14 protein-coding genes and 2 riboswitches are annotated in these 20842 nt (G+C 36.2%); of the genes, 2 read left to right on the forward strand and 12 right to left on the reverse strand.

The window, feature by feature from the left end; genetic code table 11:
* Positions 1 to 177: 177 nt before the first annotated feature.
* Positions 178 to 264: riboswitch (cyclic di-GMP riboswitch) on the reverse strand.
* A 293-nt stretch (positions 265 to 557) separates the two neighbouring features.
* Positions 558 to 1871, forward strand: coding sequence for an anaerobic C4-dicarboxylate transporter family protein (locus CN326_RS11280; protein ID WP_098309123.1), 1314 nt, complete (start codon positions 558 to 560; stop codon positions 1869 to 1871).
* A gap of 110 nt (positions 1872 to 1981) precedes the next feature.
* Here CN326_RS11280 and ilvA read toward each other — a convergent pair whose 3' ends face one another.
* From ilvA to thiM, 4 genes are all read right to left on the reverse strand, one after another.
* Positions 1982 to 3190 carry a threonine ammonia-lyase gene (gene ilvA, locus CN326_RS11285; protein WP_098309124.1) on the reverse strand — a complete coding sequence of 403 codons (1209 nt, stop codon included), beginning with the start codon at positions 3188 to 3190 and terminating at the stop codon, positions 1982 to 1984.
* A 422-nt stretch (positions 3191 to 3612) separates the two neighbouring features.
* Positions 3613 to 4002, reverse strand: a complete 390-nt coding sequence (locus tag CN326_RS11290; RefSeq protein WP_098309125.1) for a cupredoxin domain-containing protein — start codon at positions 4000 to 4002, stop codon at positions 3613 to 3615.
* 419 nt (positions 4003 to 4421) lie between these two features.
* Positions 4422 to 5084, reverse strand: a complete 663-nt coding sequence (thiE, locus tag CN326_RS11295) for a thiamine phosphate synthase (protein ID WP_098309126.1) — start codon at positions 5082 to 5084, stop codon at positions 4422 to 4424.
* A 6-nt stretch (positions 5085 to 5090) separates the two neighbouring features.
* Positions 5091 to 5900 (reverse strand): hydroxyethylthiazole kinase, encoded by an 810-nt coding sequence (gene thiM / locus CN326_RS11300; RefSeq protein ID WP_098309127.1) that lies wholly within the window; start codon positions 5898 to 5900, stop codon positions 5091 to 5093.
* Positions 5901 to 5973: 73 nt separating this feature from the next.
* A riboswitch (TPP riboswitch) is annotated at positions 5974 to 6083 on the reverse strand.
* A gap of 200 nt (positions 6084 to 6283) precedes the next feature.
* On the opposite strand from thiM, the gene CN326_RS11305 reads away from it, so the two are divergent.
* Positions 6284 to 8473 (forward strand): DNA topoisomerase III, encoded by a 2190-nt coding sequence (locus CN326_RS11305; RefSeq protein ID WP_098309128.1) that lies wholly within the window; start codon positions 6284 to 6286, stop codon positions 8471 to 8473.
* A 141-nt stretch (positions 8474 to 8614) separates the two neighbouring features.
* Here CN326_RS11305 and CN326_RS11310 read toward each other — a convergent pair whose 3' ends face one another.
* The 8 genes from CN326_RS11310 to argF all read right to left on the reverse strand — a co-directional run bounded on the left by CN326_RS11310 (position 8615) and on the right by argF (position 20819).
* Positions 8615 to 11254: a YhgE/Pip domain-containing protein gene (locus CN326_RS11310; RefSeq protein ID WP_098309129.1), complete on the reverse strand. Its 2640-nt coding sequence runs from the start codon at positions 11252 to 11254 to the stop codon at positions 8615 to 8617.
* A 368-nt stretch (positions 11255 to 11622) separates the two neighbouring features.
* Positions 11623 to 12414: an endonuclease/exonuclease/phosphatase family protein gene (locus CN326_RS11315; protein ID WP_098309130.1), complete on the reverse strand. Its 792-nt coding sequence runs from the start codon at positions 12412 to 12414 to the stop codon at positions 11623 to 11625.
* A gap of 3 nt (positions 12415 to 12417) precedes the next feature.
* Positions 12418 to 14058 (reverse strand): PTS transporter subunit IIBC, encoded by a 1641-nt coding sequence (locus tag CN326_RS11320; protein WP_098309131.1) that lies wholly within the window; start codon positions 14056 to 14058, stop codon positions 12418 to 12420.
* A gap of 195 nt (positions 14059 to 14253) precedes the next feature.
* Complete coding sequence (locus tag CN326_RS11325) at positions 14254 to 15918, reverse strand: glycoside hydrolase family 13 protein (protein WP_098309132.1); 1665 nt, start codon at positions 15916 to 15918, stop codon at positions 14254 to 14256.
* A gap of 386 nt (positions 15919 to 16304) precedes the next feature.
* A complete protein-coding gene (locus CN326_RS11330; RefSeq protein WP_098309133.1) occupies positions 16305 to 16994 on the reverse strand; it encodes a Crp/Fnr family transcriptional regulator in 690 nt (229 codons plus the stop codon).
* A gap of 270 nt (positions 16995 to 17264) precedes the next feature.
* Complete coding sequence (arcC, locus tag CN326_RS11335; RefSeq protein ID WP_098309134.1) at positions 17265 to 18206, reverse strand: carbamate kinase; 942 nt, start codon at positions 18204 to 18206, stop codon at positions 17265 to 17267.
* Positions 18207 to 18240: 34 nt separating this feature from the next.
* Positions 18241 to 19656 (reverse strand): arginine-ornithine antiporter, encoded by a 1416-nt coding sequence (arcD, locus tag CN326_RS11340; RefSeq protein ID WP_098309135.1) that lies wholly within the window; start codon positions 19654 to 19656, stop codon positions 18241 to 18243.
* A 164-nt stretch (positions 19657 to 19820) separates the two neighbouring features.
* Entirely contained in the window at positions 19821 to 20819 is a 999-nt protein-coding gene (argF, locus tag CN326_RS11345) for an ornithine carbamoyltransferase (protein WP_098309212.1), read from the reverse strand.
* Positions 20820 to 20842: the final 23 nt, after the last annotated feature.

Below are 20842 nucleotides of genomic sequence, written 5' to 3' on the forward strand. Positions count from 1 at the left end.
TCCCAAAACAATAAATAAACTGGATTCCCATAGGCAACTAGGAAGAGAGAAAATTTTCGTTTTGGGGATTCTTCAAAATCTTAGCTTGATAGGTATGCGGCAGGACCCCTTACAGAAAAATAGCAAAAAAAGAGACTAATGTATGAAAAAAGCATTGGTCTAAACCAATCCTATCAGTCCGGTAACTGGCTAGCTTAGTCCATTTCAACCTTAGCCCCTATAGTTTTGCGACCCTATGTTTCCATAAGTTTGCCTTTCTCGATGAACGAGTTGAACGATATGGGAGTTTTATGAGAATTACACAATTCTCTGTCCACAGATTACAACATCTAAATCAAATTATATTTATATTTTTACATACAAATATAAATGTCCCAATGATTCTTTTGTAAAATAATTGTAACAAAAAGGAGTGAATCATGTTTTTGATATGCTATATAATAAAAATGGCTATTTTCAGAGATTTATTTTATTATTCATTATTTAATTTTTGAATCATTAAACAAATTAAGTTATTTGATAATAACGATTGATTATTATCTCGGAGGTACTATACTATGTTCTGGCTACAGTTTATCATCTTATTACTCTGCATTTTCATCGGTGCGCGCCTTGGAGGTATTGGCCTTGGAGTAATGGGAGGTGTTGGTATGACAATCTTTGTCTTCTTCTTCCACTTACAACCAACCTCCCCGCCAATCGATGTTATGCTTATGATTTTAGCAGTTATTACAGCCGCTGGGGCACTACAGGCTGCTGGGGGGATGGACTATCTTGTTCATATTGCAGAAAAAGCGCTCCGCAAAAACCCGAAACGTATTACGTTCTTTGCCCCAATCGTCACTTATTTATTTACGTTTTGTGCAGGGACAGGCCACGTTGCCTATTCAGTTCTTCCTGTCATTGCTGAAGTATCGCGTGAATCAGGAATTCGACCAGAGCGTCCACTGTCAATTGCTGTTATTGCATCGCAGCAAGCGATTACAGCAAGTCCAATTTCAGCAGCAACCGTTGCACTTCTCGCTATGCTTGCTGACTATCAGATTACACTATTAGATATTTTAAAAATTAGTATTCCATCTACCTTTATCGCTTGTATGTTAGCTGCTTTCGTCGCAAGCAAAATGGGAAAAGAGCTAAACGAAGATGAAGAATACTTAAAACGATTACAAGAAGGCATGATTCCAAAACTAGAAGAAAAGAAAGAATTTATTGTCCCGAAAGGTGCAAAACTGTCTGTTATCCTCTTTTTATTTGCAACAGTTCTAGTTGTTCTTCTTGGATCTTTTGAAGCGTTACGCCCTAGTTGGATGATAGACGGAAAACTTGTACGTCTTTCTATGCCAAACACCATTGAAATGGTGATGCTAACAATCGCTGCACTTATTATTATTTTTTGTAAACCAAATGTAGAAAGCATCGTGTCTGGTAACGTCTTTAAAGCAGGAGCAACAGCAGTTGTTGCGATTTTCGGCATCGCATGGATGGGAGATACGTTCTTTAACGGTAACTTACAAATGATTCAAGGTTCTATTCAAGGTCTCGTAACGAGTGCACCGTGGTTATTCGCAATTGCACTATTCGTGCTATCAATCTTGCTATATAGCCAAGCTGCAACGGTACGTGCGTTAATACCGCTTGGATTAACACTTGGCATTTCACCAGCACTATTAATTGCGATGTTCCCAGCTGTAAACGGATATTTCTTTATTCCAAACTACGGAACAATCGTTGCAGCAATTAATTTTGACCGTACAGGTACAACGCGTATCGGTAAATATGTGTTAAATCATAGCTTTATGATCCCGGGTCTTGTTGCAACAATTACATCAATCGGAATTGGAATGTTTCTCGTTTCACTGATGTTTTAATTAAGAAAGAGCTAGCCTTTACAAGGGCTAGCTCTTTTTAATCAAACGTTTGTTTAAATATTTATCCCGCGTTAACGGGCAGTAAGACCCCCACTGATGGAAGTTTCACCCTATTCAATGATTTCGATACTATATCCTTTCTTCCGCATTCCCATTAGCACTTGCTCAATATGCTCATTATCTTTCGTCTCAAGAGAAAGGTGCAGCTGCGCATAACCTGGGAATACTTTCGTTCCAATTCTCTCTAAATGAATATGAAGAACATTCGCTTCAAAATCGGTTACAATCTGTAATACTTGTTGTAGTTGCCCTGGCTTATCTTTAATCGTCGTTGAAATATGGACAAATCGGCCTGCTTCAACCATCCCGTGTTCAATAATACGAGAAATAAAATTAACATCAACATTACCACCACTTAATACAGAGACAATCTTTTTCCCTTGCTCAGGCACTTTTCCATATAACATGGCAGCTAATGAAGTAGCACCCGATCCTTCTACAAGTAATTTATTACGCTCTAATAACATAAGCATTGCCCGAGCAATCTCCATTTCATCCACACAGAAAATATCATCTACATAACGCTGCACAAGCTGAAAAGTGAGATCCCCTGGTTTTTTCACCGCAATTCCATCGGCCATCGTTGGTGTTGATTGTACCGTCACCCTTTGTTTTTCCTGCAAGGATTGCTTCATACTAGGACACGCTAGCGCCTGTACACCATATATTTTCACCGATGGCTTTTGTTCTTTAATTGCCATCGCAACGCCCGCAATTAAACCACCACCGCCAATAGGACAAATGACCGCATCAACATCATCAAGCTGATGCAATATTTCTAACCCAACTGTTCCTTGTCCAGCAATAACATCCTCGTCATCAAATGGATGGACAAATGTCGCTCCAGTTCGTTCTTTTAAATCTAGTGCATAAGCTAAAGCTTCATCAAACACATTTCCTTGCAATTCTATATTAGCTCCGTAACGCTTTGTTGCAAGTACCTTACTGAGCGGCGCTCCTTTTGGCATAACAATTGTACAAGGAATGCCGAGCATATTACTAGAATAAGCAACACCTTGCGCATGATTACCAGCCGATGCTGCCACAACTCCTTTTTGTAATTCTTCTTTGCTAAGCGAAGTCATTTTATTATAAGAGCCACGTACTTTAAAGGAACCTGTCTTTTGGAGATTTTCTAGTTTTAAATACACTTCATTATGAGATAACTCGCTAAATGTACTGGAATAATCTAATGGTGTTGTATGTACAATGCCTTTCATTTTTTCATGAGCAGCTATAATATTTTGTAACGTAATCATGTCGTCGCCTCCGAAGCAGTATATTCACACACTTTAGTTTCAAACGGCACAATTTGTTTTATACAAAAAAAGAATATTGCCTTAAAATAGAGTTTGATCCAAAACACCTCACAAACCCGTATTTTACGGTAAATGAGAAGAATCCATTTTGAAAAAAAGATTGATTAAAATGGATTCTTCTTTAGCATATTTAAGTTTCAGTTTTATAAAAAAGTTTGATCATTTTTCACCTTAGGTCTTCCACAATAACGCCCGATTGTGGAAGATCTTAATTACTATGTCTTTTTGAACAAACCTACTTCTTTACTTTTTATAAGAACATCCGTTTGCAGAGGGAAGTTAGCAGTTATAATGATGTCTGGGTAATAATAAGTAAGTTACCGTTGCTTATAAAACAAGCAAGGCCCGATTGGCCCTGCTTGTTATTTGACTATTACTTTTCCATCCATTCCTTTCTGGAAATGGTACCGACATATCAGTTCATATGTACCGGGATCTTGAGGTTTCACGGTAATGGTTCTTTCTTTTCCCGGCTGGACTTCGGCGTCAATTCTGAGCTTTTCCACTGTAAAGGTGTGCTCTTTCTTACCTTGGTTTTTCAATATCAACGTTGTCGTCCTTCCAATCGGAATAGTGATGACATTCGGATTAAAGTAATCATCATTCAACTCGACCTCAATCACTTTCACTGACTCAATAGGCTGTGTTACGACGCCGGATTCGGCAAATACACTGAGTGAGCCCGGAGTTGTCACAACCACAATCATCGTAAGCAAAACGACCAATCCAGTTAACCACTTTTTCACAGACATTCGCAGTCCTTCCTTTCCTAAGCACTATTGTTTTCCAATTCATAAAATATTATCACTATAAATGGGGCTCCAACGTGCTTCAAATAGTAGCTCTTTTATCTGAAACAGTGACAAAGAAAAAAAATCGACTCTAATAACGATCTTCTGAAATCTATTCTTCTTCAATTAACCTGCACCATTAGTTTAAGTGTAATACTTCATATTCAAACAAAATATTTTCATCAGCTTCAACAATCTGGCCCGATTGTTGAATAAAAAAAATCCTGCATTTCATGCAGGATTTTTGATCAAACTTTTTTACAAACAGTACATCTTTTTTATAAACGGTACGACTTTCTTATAACCAGTACAACTTTATTTCAAACCGACAAAGAACCATTTCTTCATGTTAGAAATGATTCCTTTCATATATGAACTGATTATTTTTTTACTAACTCCGCTAATTTTTTCGTACTATTATAAGGAGAATCCGCTAAGCTAATTGCAGAAATAACGGACACCCCATCCGCACCCGCTTCAATGACAGAAGCAGCATTTTCAATTGTAATTCCACCAATGCCGACAATTGGAACTTCAACGCCACTTTCGCGGAAGAAACGTAATCCTTCCGTTCCTTGTACTGCTTTTGCATCTTTTTTCGTATTTGTTGGAAAAATCGGCCCTACCCCTAAATAATCGGCACCATTTTCAATCGCAAAACATGCTTCTTCTATTGTATGAGCGGATACACCAATTATTTTATCACCCATTTTTTCACGTACTGTCTTAATGCCCTCATCATCTTGTCCAACATGAACGCCATCTGCATCTAATTCTAGTGCTAATTCCACATCATCATTTACGATAAATGGAACATTATACTCTTTGCACAAAGACTGAAGCTGCTTTGCAAATGCATATCGTTCTTCTCCCGTTAATGCTCCTTCACCTTTTTCACGATATTGAAAGATTGTAATTCCACCATCAAGTGCTTCTTTCATGACTTGTAATGGATCTTTACAGCAATTGTTACTCCCCATAATAAAATATACTTGTAATAACTCGGACATATACTGTTTATCGATGCACGCCATTTCTCTCATCCTTTCTTAACGAACTTCTTCGACATTCCCATATTGTTCAACGTCTTTTGCAGTAACATTTGCTAACTGATTAAGAAATTCAATTTGGAAACTTCCTGGCCCTTGTTCAACTGTTTTGTTTGCCGCAATTTCTGCCGCTACACCGTAAAACGTTACCGCTGCGACTGCTGCTTTTACATAGTCTTTTTCGACTGCTGCAAATGCTCCAATCACAGATGTTAATAAACAGCCTGTTCCTGTTACTTTTGTTAAAATAGGATGACCATTACGAAGAATAAATGTTCTTTCTCCATCTGTTATAACGTCTTCTTTTCCAGTGATAACAGCAACCGTATCTAACTGCTCTGCTGCTTGTTTCGCAATTAAAACAACATCACCGTTTCCTTCCCCTGCATCAACACCTTTAATCTCCCACTTCTCATCAATAACATTTGCAATTTCCGCCGCATTGCCGCGGATAATTGCTAGTTTTGCTTCACTCGGGAGATATCTTGCAACTTCTGTTCGGTACGAAGTTGCACCAGCACCAACAGGATCAAACAAAATCGGTACATTATGCGCATTTGCTGATTTCCCAGCAATGAGCATCGCTTCTACTTCTTCCGGGCGAAGTGTTCCCATATTTAAAACAAGCGCTCCAGCAATACTTGCCATTTCAGCTACTTCTTCTTTCGCATATGCCATTACAGGCGATGCACCTAATGCAAGTAAGCCATTAGCTGTAAAATTTGTCACAACAACATTTGTAATATTATGAACGAGCGGATTTCTTTCTCGTACTGTTTCAATTACTTGTGCAATTTCTTCGATTTTCATATTTATCAATCTCCTTTTTTTATAATGGGAGATATAGCTAAAAAAGACACTTTGCGTATGCAAAGTGTCTTAATATGCGTTTTTACACTCTCCCTACGCTGGCATTATCCAACAGGTTCAAATGGTCAACGACAGATTAGCCGTACTCTCAGTTTGCATCCGCAAACTCCCATGTGTTTTCTTATTCATCTAATTCAGAGTCTACTCTTATTCTATCAAAATCACAAGTTACATTTTGTTATAAAAACTCGCCTCCCCTCTTAACCAATCAAAGATGTAGAGTATGTAATTAATAACAATGGATGCGAATCTTCGGAATAACTGAATCCAAAAGAGATGTATGCTATAGTTAACTTACGGAAATTCGAAAGGATGTTTTAAATATGGCAAAAAGTGTTGTAATTGCTGAAAAACCTTCTGTTGCACGTGATATTGCGCGTGTATTGAAGTGTGATAAAAAAGGAAATGGTTATATTGAAGGCAATAAATATATCGTTACTTGGGCTTTAGGGCATCTCGTTACATTAGCAGATCCAGAAAGCTATGATGTGAAATATAAAAAATGGAATCTAGAAGATCTTCCAATGCTACCTGAACGCTTAAAATTAACAGTGATTAAGCAGACCGGCAAACAGTTTAATGCTGTTAAAAGTCAACTGACTAGAAATGATGTAAATGAAATCATCGTGGCTACAGATGCAGGAAGAGAAGGAGAATTAGTCGCTCGCTGGATTATTGATAAAGTTAAAATGAATAAACCTATTAAACGTCTATGGATTTCATCTGTTACCGATAAAGCAATTAAAGATGGCTTTGCAAATTTGAAGCCTGGTAAAGCATATGACAATTTATACGCTTCAGCTGTCGCACGTTCTGAAGCCGACTGGTATATCGGTCTTAACGCAACACGCGCATTAACGACACGATTCAATGCGCAACTAAATTGCGGTCGTGTCCAAACACCTACTGTGGCAATCATTGCAGGGCGTGAAGACGAAATCAAAAACTTCAAAGCGCAAACGTACTACGGTATCGAAGCCCAAACAGCAGACAAGTTAAAACTGACTTGGCAAGATGCGAAAGGCAATAGCCGTAGCTTCGATAAAGAAAAAATCGATGCAATTGTGAAAAAACTAGGCAAACAAAATGCCACTGTCGTGGAAATTGAGAAAAAGCCTAAAAAATCGTTTTCTCCTGGTCTTTATGATTTAACAGAACTACAACGTGATGCAAATAAAATCTTTGGTTATTCTGCAAAAGAAACGTTAAATATTATGCAAAAATTATATGAGCAGCACAAAGTATTAACGTACCCTCGTACAGATTCACGCTATATCTCATCCGACATTGTAGGAACACTTCCAGAACGTTTGAAAGCGTGTGGAGTAGGAGAATATCGTTCTTTAGCTAATAAGGTCTTAAATAAACCAATAAAAGCTTCTAAATCGTTTGTTGATGATAGTAAAGTAAGTGATCACCATGCGATCATTCCAACAGAAAGTTATGTAAACTTCTCCGCCTTCTCAGATAAAGAACGCAAAATTTATGATTTAGTTGTAAAACGTTTCTTAGCAGTTTTATTCCCAGCTTTCGAATACGAACAACTAACGTTACGCGCAAAAATTAGTGATGAAAACTTCGTCGCACGCGGCAAAACAATTCTCAATTCTGGTTGGAAAGAAGTATACGAACATCGCTTTGAAGATGACGAGACAGTAGATGATTTAAAAGAACAAATCTTACCTCGCATTGAAAAAGGCGATACATTAAACGTAAAACTAATTGCACAAACATCAGGTCAAACAAAGCCACCTGCACGTTTTAATGAAGCAACATTACTTTCAGCAATGGAAAATCCCACAAAGTACATGGGCACGCAAAATAAACAACTTGCAGACACGTTAAAATCAACTGGTGGACTAGGTACTGTTGCTACACGCGCGGATATTATTGATAAATTATTCAATTCGTTCTTAATCGAAAAGCGCGGCAAAGACATTCACATTACATCAAAAGGCCGTCAGTTACTTGATTTAGTGCCAGAAGAATTAAAATCCCCTGCACTAACTGCTGAATGGGAGCAAAAACTTGAGGCAATTGCGAAGGGTAAATTGAAAAAAGATGTATTCATTTCAGAAATGAAAAACTACACAAAAGAAATTGTTTCCGAAATTAAATCGAGCGATAAAAAATATAAGCACGATAACATTTCAACAAAAACGTGCCCAGACTGTGGTAAACCGATGCTAGAAGTAAACGGCAAAAAAGGTAAAATGCTTGTGTGTCAAGATCGTGAATGCGGCCATCGAAAAAATGTATCTCGCACTACAAACGCACGCTGCCCTCAGTGTAAGAAAAAACTAGAACTTCGAGGTGAAGGAGAAGGTCAAATCTTCGCATGTAAATGCGGCTATCGTGAAAAGCTTTCTTCATTCCAAGAACGTCGTAAGAAAGAATCTCATGGAAAAATGGATAAACGCTCTGTACAAAAATACTTAAAACAACAACAAAAACAAGAAGAACCTTTAAATAATGCGTTCGCAGAAGCATTAAAAGGGTTGAAATTTGATTAAACCCATACTTAAGGGGCTATTCATAAAGATTAAATATCTTTATGAATAGCCCCTTTATCAAACTTTACATGGTACCTTGTCTATATGTAGCTTTGTAATAAACAAAAGGTTCCCACCATAACTGGCAGGAACCTTTTTCTATTAGTGAATTAACTTACTTCCTTTTGCATTTTCTACAAACTTACTGCTCGACTTATTAATTGGCTTTTTCAAGAACAGCGCCATAACAAGCATAACAACGACCCATATACACAATGCGAGAAGATCTTTCCATACAATATCCCACAGCATACCGCCAACTGTCTCGCGAATCAGGCTAATCGCATACGTAAACGGTAAAAACGGATAAAGAGCTTGGAAGAATTTCGGCGTCATCTGAATTGGGAATGTTCCACCTGAACCGGCAACTTGTAGTACGAGTAAAATGACCGCAAATGACTTCCCGACGTTTCCAAATACAGAAACGAGCGAGTAAACAATACAGACGAATACCCCACTAATCAACATACTAAATAGAACAAACCAGAATTTATCTACTACATAAGTACCGAGCAAGAACATATCGCCCATTGCTACGATAAACGCCTGTGCAAGGCCAACCGTTAAGAACGTTAAAAAACGACCAAAGTAAATGTGATAACTTCTATACTCCGCATCTTCCTCATGTACTTCTACCGTTAACAATGAAACCATAAGTAATGCCCCTACCCATAACGCTAACACTGTATAAAACGGCGACATCGCTGAACCGTAGTTCGGTATTGGGTATAATTTGTTCTCTTTTAAGTTTACTGGGTTTGCGAAGAAATCACTTTGTTTTTCTACGTCATGTTTTAACAAGCGAATGATGTCATTTAAATCTTCTTGTGATTTAAAATCGCGAATTTTATTAGCAATGTCTGTAATTTTCTTCTGTGCATCAGGAAGTTCAGCTTTTATCTTTTCAACTTCATCTTTGCCAAGAGTTAAACCTTTCGATGCATCTTCTAATACTTTTTTCACATCAGGAAGACTTTTATTTGCTTCACTTAAGATTTTTGATGTATCTTTTGACATTTGTTTCGTACGTTCAATAGCATCGTTGAAACTTGGAACAATTTCGGAATCATACTTTCCTAAAATGTCACCTAATGCCGCTGAAGCACTTTTAGATGCAGCATTTATACCATCAACTACATCCTTTGCAGGTTTCTGACCTTTATTCATTGCATCTAATGCTAAATTTGCCCCGTTGATTCCTTTTTGGAAATCGCCTTTTACTTTGTTCAATTGATTAATTGTATTTGGTATATTTGTTGTTTTATTTAAATCTCCAGCAATTTTATCTACATCATTTAATACAGGAATAATCCCATCTATCAATTGGATCCCAGTTGTTAAACTTGCTTTTAAAGAATTCAATCCGTTTTTCGCTGGGTCTAAATTTACGCCTGGTTGTTTTAATTGATCCAAATCAGGCCATGCTCCTAAAATACTGTCGATAATAGCAATTCCATCTTTAGCCGCTTGATCTAGTGCATTAATCGCATCTTGTGATGGCTGTTGCCCTTGATCTATAGCCTTAATTATATTATCAATCTTCTTACTTGTATTATCTAATACCGTTTTTAAACCTTTCAGTCGGTCAATATTATCATTGAAGATTGTTGTATTAAATGTTTCATTAAGAGTTTGTAATAACGAAATGATTGAATCCACTTGTTTACTTCTAAAATCAATTTGATTTTTAATGATTTGAAGATCTTGTTTTGTCTTTTCAGGATCACTGACATTATTTTGTTTTAGAGCATCTGCTATTTGTTGTGTAGATACTAATACTTGTCGAGTAGATGCTAAAAAGCTTTTTACAGTTTTCGATGTTTCGGTTAATGTTTGTTCATTAATATTTCCTAAATCTAAATTCCCTGCTGGATTTTTCAAGAACTCTGTAATTTGTACAGCACCATCTGCAGACTGTTTTAGAAATGTTAGATTGTTTTTTATTGCTTCTGGTGCAGCTTCTAACGTTTTCGTATTCTGTGCAAAAAAGGCATCTAAATCCTTCGTCATTTCTTGTCCATCTCGAATGACATTCTCAACCGTCGGCAATGTGGCTTGTGCTGTTTTCACAAGTTTTTGTGCTGTATCAGCATCCGTTAATGCTGTATCAACTAAATTGTTAATCTCCGGGAACTGCGCTTCTAATTTAAAAACAAGTTCTGTTACTTTTTCAATACTTGGCAAATTCGTTTCTAAATCAATCCCAAGTTCATTAAAAATTTTAAAAATCTCACCGTTTGCTGTTTTTACGAAGTTTTTACCTATTTCCTGTACAACACCTGATGCACCTGATGACGTAATCTTTGGTGCAATAGCATTAACTTTTTCATTCACATAATATTGAAGCTCTGGTTTTTGCGGATTATCACTTAATACCGTTGCAATTTTTTCGGAGAAATCTTTTGGGATGGTAATACTCGCGTAATAATCACCATGCTTTACACCATCTATGGCTTGCTTCTCATCAACGAACTTCCAACCAAGGTTTTTGTCCTTTTTTAAAGAATCAACAACCTCTTTCCCTATATTAATATCTTTCCCGCGTAAATTTGTACCCTTGTCTTCATTAGATACTGCAATAGGAACATCTTTCGTATTTCCATAAGGATCCCACGAGGCTTTAATATTAAACCACGCATATAGCGATGGTAAAATGGTAAGCCCCAATATTATAACAATTGCAGCCCAATGTTTTGCCACATTCCGTATGTCTGTCGTATAAATACGCCATATTTGTCTCATATTTTTAATCACCTAATCATATGTTTTTTCTTTTTCCCAAATTCATACATACATTTTGCCATTATATCACTGTTTACACAGAATTTTAAATGAAAATAATCCATACTTTTCTAATAAAGTGAGACTTCCATCAGTGGGGGTTTTCTTCATTCCCCACTGATGTTTACAGGCAGTTTTCTTCCCAGCTCTTCTCCATCCTTTACTGCCCGCGAATAGCGGGATAAACTGTATACGTCATTATATAATGAATACATGTCGATATCTACACTAAATGACCAATTTAGTTTTATGTTCAATAATAGAGATTATGTATGAAATGTAATAAAAAAGCAACCAATCCGTATTTTACACGGCGGTTGCCTTTCTTATTACATATTAATTTGAACTTCAACACCAAAATGATCCGATATTACATTTCGGTTCACATCATTAAAAATCACTTGGGAAGAAACAACTTGCACAGGCTGATTACTTAAAATGAGATCGATGCGTAAATCTTTCTTGTTCTCATCCCAACCAGCAATCTTTCCTTGCACAGTTGTTCCTTCGTCTTTTCTTCCTGCTAATTCATACGTGTCGTATAGACCATTTTTCACGAGATAGTCATACCCCTCATTCTGTATGCGTGCATTGTTGTTGAAGTCACCCATTAAGAACGACAACTCATTATTATCTACATAACTCAATAAATGAGCTACTTGTTTCTTAAACGGCTCTTCTTCATCAAGCCACCAGCCAAGATGACAAGAATAAATTGTCACCGGCTGATTGTTATAGGAAACTGTTGCACTTACAATTTTTCGTGTTTTCCAGTATGTTGTATCTGTACTGTCTGATATGAAAAACGAATCGCTCTTTGTAATGGAATGCTTTGTCAAAATTGCCAAGCCTTCTTCATACACTTCATACCCAATATGAGCAAAGTCCCATACAACATCATATTTTGCGGCTCCTAGCTCTTCTAACTCCGCTTGTAATAAGCGTACAAAATTATCTTCTTTCATGTTACCGCATACATTTCTTGCTGTAATCGACTGACTTACCTCTTGCAGCGCAATAACGTCATAGTCATTTTCTTGAATTGTTTTTGCTAAATAATGAATCTTTGCAAGTTGCTTTTCTTCTTGCCATGAATGACAATTTAAAGTTAATAATTTCATTGGTTATGCACCTAAAATGTCTTGAATGTCTGATTTTAATACGTCAGCTTTTGGACCGTAAACAGCTTGTACCCCTTTATCTTTTACAATTAACCCAAGTGCCCCGTTTTTCTTCCACTTTGCTTCTGGTGCAACAATATCTAAATCTTTTACTGTTACACGTAAACGTGTCATACAAGCATCTACATCCGCAATGTTCCCTCTTCCGCCTAATAACTCAATAACCGCTGTTGCTAATGAACCTTCTTTTACATTTGCCGCTACTTCTTCAGCCCCATCTTCATTATCAATGTAGTTACCCGCACGTCCTGGTGTTGGTATGTTAAACTTTTTAATTAAGAAGTTGAAGATTGTAAAGTTTAAGCCAAAGAATATAACCGATACAACAACAAAGTTGATAAGATCTCCTATTAATCCTGCCTTTATAATCATTGGTGTACGAGTTAATAACTCAATAAAACCAAACGCATGAATACGTAGGTGAATTACATCTGCTAATGCGAATGCCAAACCTGTTGTAATTGCATACACAACATATAATACTGGTGCGATGAACATGAACATAAACTCAATTGGCTCTGTTACACCTGTTAAGAATACAGCTAATGCTGCAGATAAGAACATTGGTTTATATTTATGACGTTTTTCTTTGTCTACGTTGCGGTACATCGCAAATGCGATACCGATTAACGATGCTGTGGAGCCGATAACTTGTCCTACTTTAAAACGTGCTGGAACCACATTATTTAATAAATCATGATATGCTTTCGTATCACCATTAGCTAATAAGTTATTTAAGTCTGTAATCCATGCGAGCCATAATGGGTCTTGACCAGCTACTACTTGTCCTGCCTTGGTACCTGTTAATATTGTGTACGTGCCGCCAAGCTCTGTATAGTTCATTGGAATCGTTAACATATGATGCAATCCAAATGGTAATAATAAACGTTCTAGTGTTCCATATACAAATGGTGCCACAACTGGCGCGCTATCCTTTGAAGCTGCAATCCAACGCCCAAATTCATTTAATCCGCTTTGAATGAACGGCCATACTAACGATAAAATAATAGCAGTGATTGTAGAACCAACAATTACTACGAATGGTACAAAGCGTTTTCCATTAAAGAACGCTAATGCTTGTGGTAATTTATTATAGTTATAATATTTATTGTATAGAGTAGCTCCTAAAAAACCTGAAATAATACCTACGAATACTCCCATGTTAAGTGCCGGTGCACCAAGAACAGAAGTAAAATAATCTTTAACAAGTAAATTTCCCGCTAAAAAGGAAGAAACTTTCGCTTTTGAATCCGCTAACATTACAGCGTTTACACCAAAAATTGCTCCTGTAATTCGGTTTGTTAATATGAATGCTATCAAGGCTGCGAATGCACCGCCGGCACGATCCTTTGCCCAAGATCCCCCAATTGCTACAGCGAATAAAATATTTAAGTTTCCAATAATTCCCCAACCGATATCTTCCATAACTCTAGCAATCGTTTGTACTACAGCTATATCACCCGCAGACATACCGATTAGCTTACCAATGGAAATCATTAAACCAGCAGCCGGCATAACTGCAACTACTACTATCAAAGCTTTCCCAAACTTTTGCCAAAAATCAAAAGACGCAAGCTTCTTCATTTCTTTGTTCCTCCTTTTTCTAAATTACAATCCCTCATGTATAAATAATAATTGCTTATCCCCTTACGAAAACATTTTTTACGCAATCGTTTTCATAAATTAATTTTAATAAAAACGTTTTCATATTACAATAACAATTTTATAGAAAATACAAATTTTTATGAGAAAAGATGCTGTATGAGCATCTTTTCTTCATTAAGAAATATAATACACCCTTGTTTCATAAGGCTTTAAAGTTATGGTTGTAACTACATCATGTTCTTCTACTTCGTAGTTATTTAAGAGCAAACGTTTGCATTCTAGATTGAATGCAGCCTCATCATATACAGCTTCACTCTTTGATAAATTGCTAATTACAATAACTTTTTTATTATTTAACGTACGCGTATACGCATAAATTTGTGGGTCATCTTCTAAAAGTAAATCGTACGTTCCATAAGTAAACACTTCATGCTCTTTCTTCAAAACAATCATCTTTTTATAGAAATTTAAAATGGAATTTGAATCTGCTTGCTGCACCTCTACATTAATTTCTTTATAATTTGGATTCATTCCAAACCAAGGCGTGCTTGTTGTAAAACCGGCATTTTCTACACTATTCCATTGCATCGGTGTCCGTGAATTATCACGACAAGATGCCCAAATAATCTCCATAATTTCTTGGTGAGGTATACCCTCTTCAATCTTTTGACGATATAAATTCTTAATTGCTACATCATCATAATCTTCAATATGTGGGAACTGGACATTTGTCATTCCAATTTCTTGGCCTTGGTAAATAAACGGCGTACCATGCATAAAGAAATACATTGCACCTAAAGCTGTTGCACTTTCGCGCCAATACTGTTTATCATCCCCCCAAGTAGAAACAATACGAGGTTTATCATGATTTTCAATATACAGTGCATTCCATCCTTTATTTTCCAAACCTTTTTGCCACTTCGTTAAAACTTTTTTAAGCCCTGCAACATCAAGCTCTTTTTTCTTTTCTGCATCCCATAAGCTTAAATGCTCAAATTGGAATACCATATTAAACTTTCCTTGTTCTTCTCCAACCCAAAGCTCAGCATCTTCAATTTTCACACCATTTGCTTCGCCAACAGTCATAATATCATAATTTGAAAACGTTTTCGTTTTTAACTCTTCTAAAAGCGGCTGAATGCCATCAACATTCATATGTTTATCAAAAGAAGGTACATACTTTAGTCCTTTTGGATTTGGCATGTCTTTAAACCCTTCTTCTTTTTTAATATGACTAATCGCATCAACACGGAAGCCGTCAATTCCTTTATCAAGCCACCAATTGACAGTATCATATAACGCCGCACGCACCTCTTCATTTTCCCAGTTTAAATCTGGTTGCTTACGTGAAAACAGGTGTAAATAATATTGATCTGTTGCTTCATCATATTCCCAAGCAGAGCCGTTAAAAATACTTTCCCAGTTATTTGGCTCTTTCCCATTTTTTCCGTCATGCCAAATATACCAATCACGTTTCGGATTATCTTTAGAAGAACGCGATTCAATAAACCACGGATGTTCATCACTTGTATGATTAATAACTAAATCTATAATGAGCCGCATTCCACGCTTATGAACCTCGTCTAATAACTGATCAAAATCAGCCATTGTACCGAATTCATCCATAATAGCTTGATAATCACTAATGTCGTAACCATTATCGTCATTTGGCGATTTGTACATTGGGCAAATCCAAATCACATCAATACCCAGTTCTTTTAAATAATCTAATTTTGAAATAATGCCTTGCAGATCCCCAATACCATCGCCATTTGAATCCATAAAGCTGCGCGGATAAATTTGATAAGCTACCGCTTCTTTCCACCACGTTTTATTCATAATTCCTTCTCTCCTTTTGCACAAATTAATGCAAACGTTTTCGTAACACTATCATAACAAAATATAAAGAATTTGTAACGATAATTTTTTACATTCTTATTAAAACATCCGATTTTAAAAAATATTTCATCGTTAACCTATATGTATGATTAGTCTTGAACAAAGTGAAACTTTTACTAGTGATTTACGAACTCCTCTACACGAGATTCAGTTTGTTAGTACAGTAATATACAAATTTTTTATATTTGATAACATAAAAAAGCCCTTTATAAATATATAAAGAACTTTAATAATATAAAATCTGAAAAGGAAAGTTAGCATAATAATTCATTTTTTATATATTGTAATATTAATCTTGTACTTCCCTATCATCTATTACTTTGTTTTTACACAGAGATTTCTTCAAAATAAATGGGATCATGTATTGTAATTTTTTTATCTAGGACCGTGACAATACAATCATTTTTTAGTTGCTTTAACACCCCACTAACCGTTTCACGTGATGTCCCAGATATTTTAGAAATTTCAATCGTTGTAAGAGGGCATGAAATTATAATTTCTTCTCCCTCTTGTTCTCCTAAATCATTCATCAAATAACATAATGTTTGAATGACACGATCTTGCGCATTTGGAATTGTGATATTTTGGATACGTCTTTCATTTACCTTCAATATAGAAGATAACTCCTGAACAATATACATGAGCTGTTTTCGATCTGATTTCACCATGTCCTCAAAAATAGAAGTGGGGATATAGTACACATCAACATCTGTCATTGCTATAGCTGTATAATTATATGACTTATCTGTAAACATTCCACTGCAAGGAAAGATAGAGAAACGCTTTATGTAATCTTCATATAATAAATTTCCGCTTTGATTGACTCGCTCCAATTTTACAAATCCATCTAGCATAAGATATATTCTTTCTCTTGAATCACCTTCTAAAAATAAAAATTGCCCTTTTTTGTAGGTTCGCCAATAGACAAGCTCTGCTAGGCTTTTTAATTTCTTATCTGATAGATCAGCAAATAGTTCAAATTGCTTTAAGTCTTCAACTATATTTCGTCTTTGCATGAAACGTTCTCTCTCTTTCTATAAAGTGAAACTTCTATCAGTTGGGGATTCTTCATCGTCCACCTATTTTTTCGCTTCTCTTTGAATCTTGAGGTGAGGGTTCCCACGAATAGCGGGATAAATTATAAAGCAACGTAAAGAAAGCGCCTTCAAAATTATTCTATCATAATAAAACACTGAATTTTCCCTTTATGAATGAATACTTTATGAACTTCCTCTATATTTGTACATAAAAAGAANNTTCTTTTTATGTACAAATATTTATAGATCTTACTTAGAAATGATGGTACCAGCATTCTCTTCTAATGCTTCATATACTTTTTCTAATGAAGTAATAATCGTTTTTCGTTTTGGATTTGTATTAACAAAATGAATTGCTGCTTGAATTTTTGGAAGCATGCTGCCTGCTGCAAATTGGTTATCTTGTATATATTGTTCTAGTTCGTCAACTGTAACATTCTCTAATTTCTTTTGATTTGGTTTATTAAAGTTTATATATACATGATCAACAGCAGTTAAAATAACAAGAATATCAGCATCTACTAATTCAGCTAATTTTTGAGCTGCAAAATCTTTATCTATAACAGCCTCAGTTCCTTTTAATCCATCGTCCGAATCTATAACTGGAATTCCGCCTCCTCCAACAGCAATGACAATATCCCCGTCCTCCACTAACGCATTGATTACTTTATGTTCATGAATACTCACTGGTTTTGGTGATGGTACAACTCGCCGCCATCCACGCCCGGAATCTTCTTTAAATGTAGCTTTTGTTGTCTCCATTAATTTTCGTGCTTCTTCTTCCGTATAAAAGGGACCAATTGGTTTTGTTGGATTTTTGAACGCCTCATCCTTTTCATCCACCACAACACGAGTTATAACCGTTACTACATCTTTTTCTATATTGCGCTTTTTCAAAGCCTTTTCAATTGCATTTTCCATCCAATATCCAATCATCCCTTGACTCATTGCACCGCAAGTATCTAATGGCATTGCAGGTGTTTTTTCCGTTTCCGCTGCTTTTTGCTGCAATAAGATGTTACCTACTTGCGGACCATTCCCATGTGCAATGACAACATCTACATTATTTTCCATAATTTTAACTAATTGTTCTGCCGTTCTTTCCAAAGCTTCCTGTTGTGCTTGTGCAGTAGCATCCCCAGATTGTATTGCGTTTCCTCCCAATGCAACAACGATTTTTTTTCTTTTCATCTTTCAACCCTCCAATTCCTTTTCAAAAGAGTTTTTAAAGAGTAATACTACCTGTAGCCAATTGATAAATTGCAAACAGTGCTAAAGCTCCAATGACTATCGAGGAGACAAGCTCGACACGAGTAAATATTTGTTTTGGATTTGTTTGCTTTTGAACTTTGTAAAAGATAAAAATTCCTGGTGCATACAGTATCATAGTCAGCAATAAATAATCTAAACCCGCTGCATAAACTAACCAAATCGCATACATACTCGCAACTAAACCAATTACGATATTTTTTGTTCGATCGTTCTCTTCAGACTGCAAACTATACTTAAATTGATAGAATGCTGAAAAAGCATAAGGAATTAAAATTGCAGAGGAAGCGAGAGAAAATGCAAAATGATAAGCTTGATCTGAAACAACAAATGTCAACAAGAAAACTTGAATTAGACCATTTGTTAACCATAATGAATTAACAGGAGCTTTATTTTTATTTTCCTTCGCAAACCATTTTGGAAATACACCGTCTTTAGCAGCCAAATAAGGAATTTCAGATGCTAGTAACGTCCACCCTAACCAAGCACCTAATACAGAAATAATTAAACCTAAATTAATAAAAATAGCTCCCCATTTCCCAACAACACTTTCAAATACATATGCCATCGCTGGATTTTTCAAATTTGCAATATCTGCCTGCTTCATAATTCCTAAGGATAATAGTGTCAAGAGAATGTAAATAATGAGAGTCCCTATTAATCCAATAACAGTTGCTTTCCCGACATCACTTCGATTTTTTGCACGGCTCGATAAGACCACAGCTCCTTCTACTCCAATAAATACCCAAAGAGTTACAAGCATTGTACTCTTAACTTGACTTCCTACAGCCGCCCAGGAAAAAGTAGCACTTTGTCCCCAAAATCCATCTAAGAAAATATCAATATGAAAAGCAAATATCCCTACAACAATAAATACAAAGACAGGTACTAACTTTGCAATCGTTGTTACTAAATTTACAAGTGCTGCTGATTGTACACCGCGTAAAATCAACATATGAACACACCAAAGCAATATACTTGCTCCAATAATTGATGCTACATTCTGCCCACCTTCAAAAACTGGAAAAAAGTAACCTAGTGAAGCAAATAATAACGTACCGTAAGCCACATTTCCGAGCCAAGCGGATAACCAATATCCCCAGGCACTATTAAAGCCCATAAAGCTACCGAATCCAGCTTTTGCATAACTAAAAATTCCTCCATCTAAATCCGGCCTTTTAATTGTTAAGTTTTGGAACGCTAATCCAAGAGAAACCATTCCGATACCTGTTATAATCCAACCAATAATAATAGCACCTGCACCTGCACCCTTTGCCATATCACTTGCTAGGTTAAATGCTCCGCCTCCGATCATGGAACCTACAACAAGAGCGGTCAAAGTAAACAGTCCTAATTTCTTTTCTTCACCCATTACACTCACCTCTCTTTTATCAGATAGGAATAAACAACAGTAGTGAATGATTGTATATAAAGGAAGATAAATTGAAACTTCCATCAGTGGGGGATTTTTTCATCCTCCACTGATGGAAAGCTCTCATCAATAATGGGATAGAGAAGGAGGAATCTCCCCCTTCTTTATTCCATATCTCCTAAAGTAGCTGCCATAACCGCTTTAATTGTGTGCATTCTATTTTCCGCTTGATCAAATACCTTTGAATGCTTACTGCGGAATACTTCATCACTTACTTCCATTTCTTTTATGCCGTATTTTTCATATATTTCCTCTCCATACATTGTTTCCGCGTCATGAAACGCAGGTAAACAATGTAAGAAAATCATATTTTCATTCCCGGTCTTTTCAATCATTTTCATATTTACTTGATATGGTTTAAGAAGTTCAATACGTTCAGCAAATTTATCTTCTTCTCCCATAGATACCCATACATCTGTATAGATAACATCTGCACCTGCAACAGCTTCTTCCACGTTGCTCGTTACCATTACCCGATCACTATATTTTTTAGCGATATCAATGACTTCCTGTGCTGGAAATAATGATTCTGGGGTACAAATATGTACTTCCATTCCTACAATAGAGCCGCCAACTAATAAGCTATTCGCTACATTGTTACGGCCGTCTCCAACATAGACCAGCTTAATATCTTTTAATTTTCCGATATGCTCTTTTATTGTTAACAAATCCGCAAGTGTTTGTGTCGGATGCCACATGTCTGTTAAGCCATTCCATACTGGTACACCTGAATTTTTTGCTAAAGATTCCACTGTTGCATGTGCAAATCCACGAAATTCAATACCATCAAACATACGTCCTAAAACTCTCGCTGTATCTTCAACAGATTCTTTTTTCCCAAGCTGAATATCATTTTTACCTAGGTACTCAGGATTTGCACCTAAATCCGTACATGCTACCGTAAATGCACAACGTGTACGAGTTGAAGTTTTTTCAAATAAAAGGGCAACATTTTTGCCTTCTAAATAATGATGTGGGATACCATGTTTCTTTTTCTCTTTTAAGTCTGCTGCTAAATCAAGAAGATATAACAACTCTTCTTCTGTAAAATCTTTTTCTGCAAGAAGGCTTCTTCCTTTTAAGTTTGGTTTTGTCATTAACATCATTCATCCCTACTTTCTCCAGT

Source organism: Bacillus sp. AFS018417 (assembly GCF_002560985.1).
Taxonomy (GTDB): Bacteria; Bacillota; Bacilli; order Bacillales; family Bacillaceae_G; genus Bacillus_A; species Bacillus_A rhizoplanae.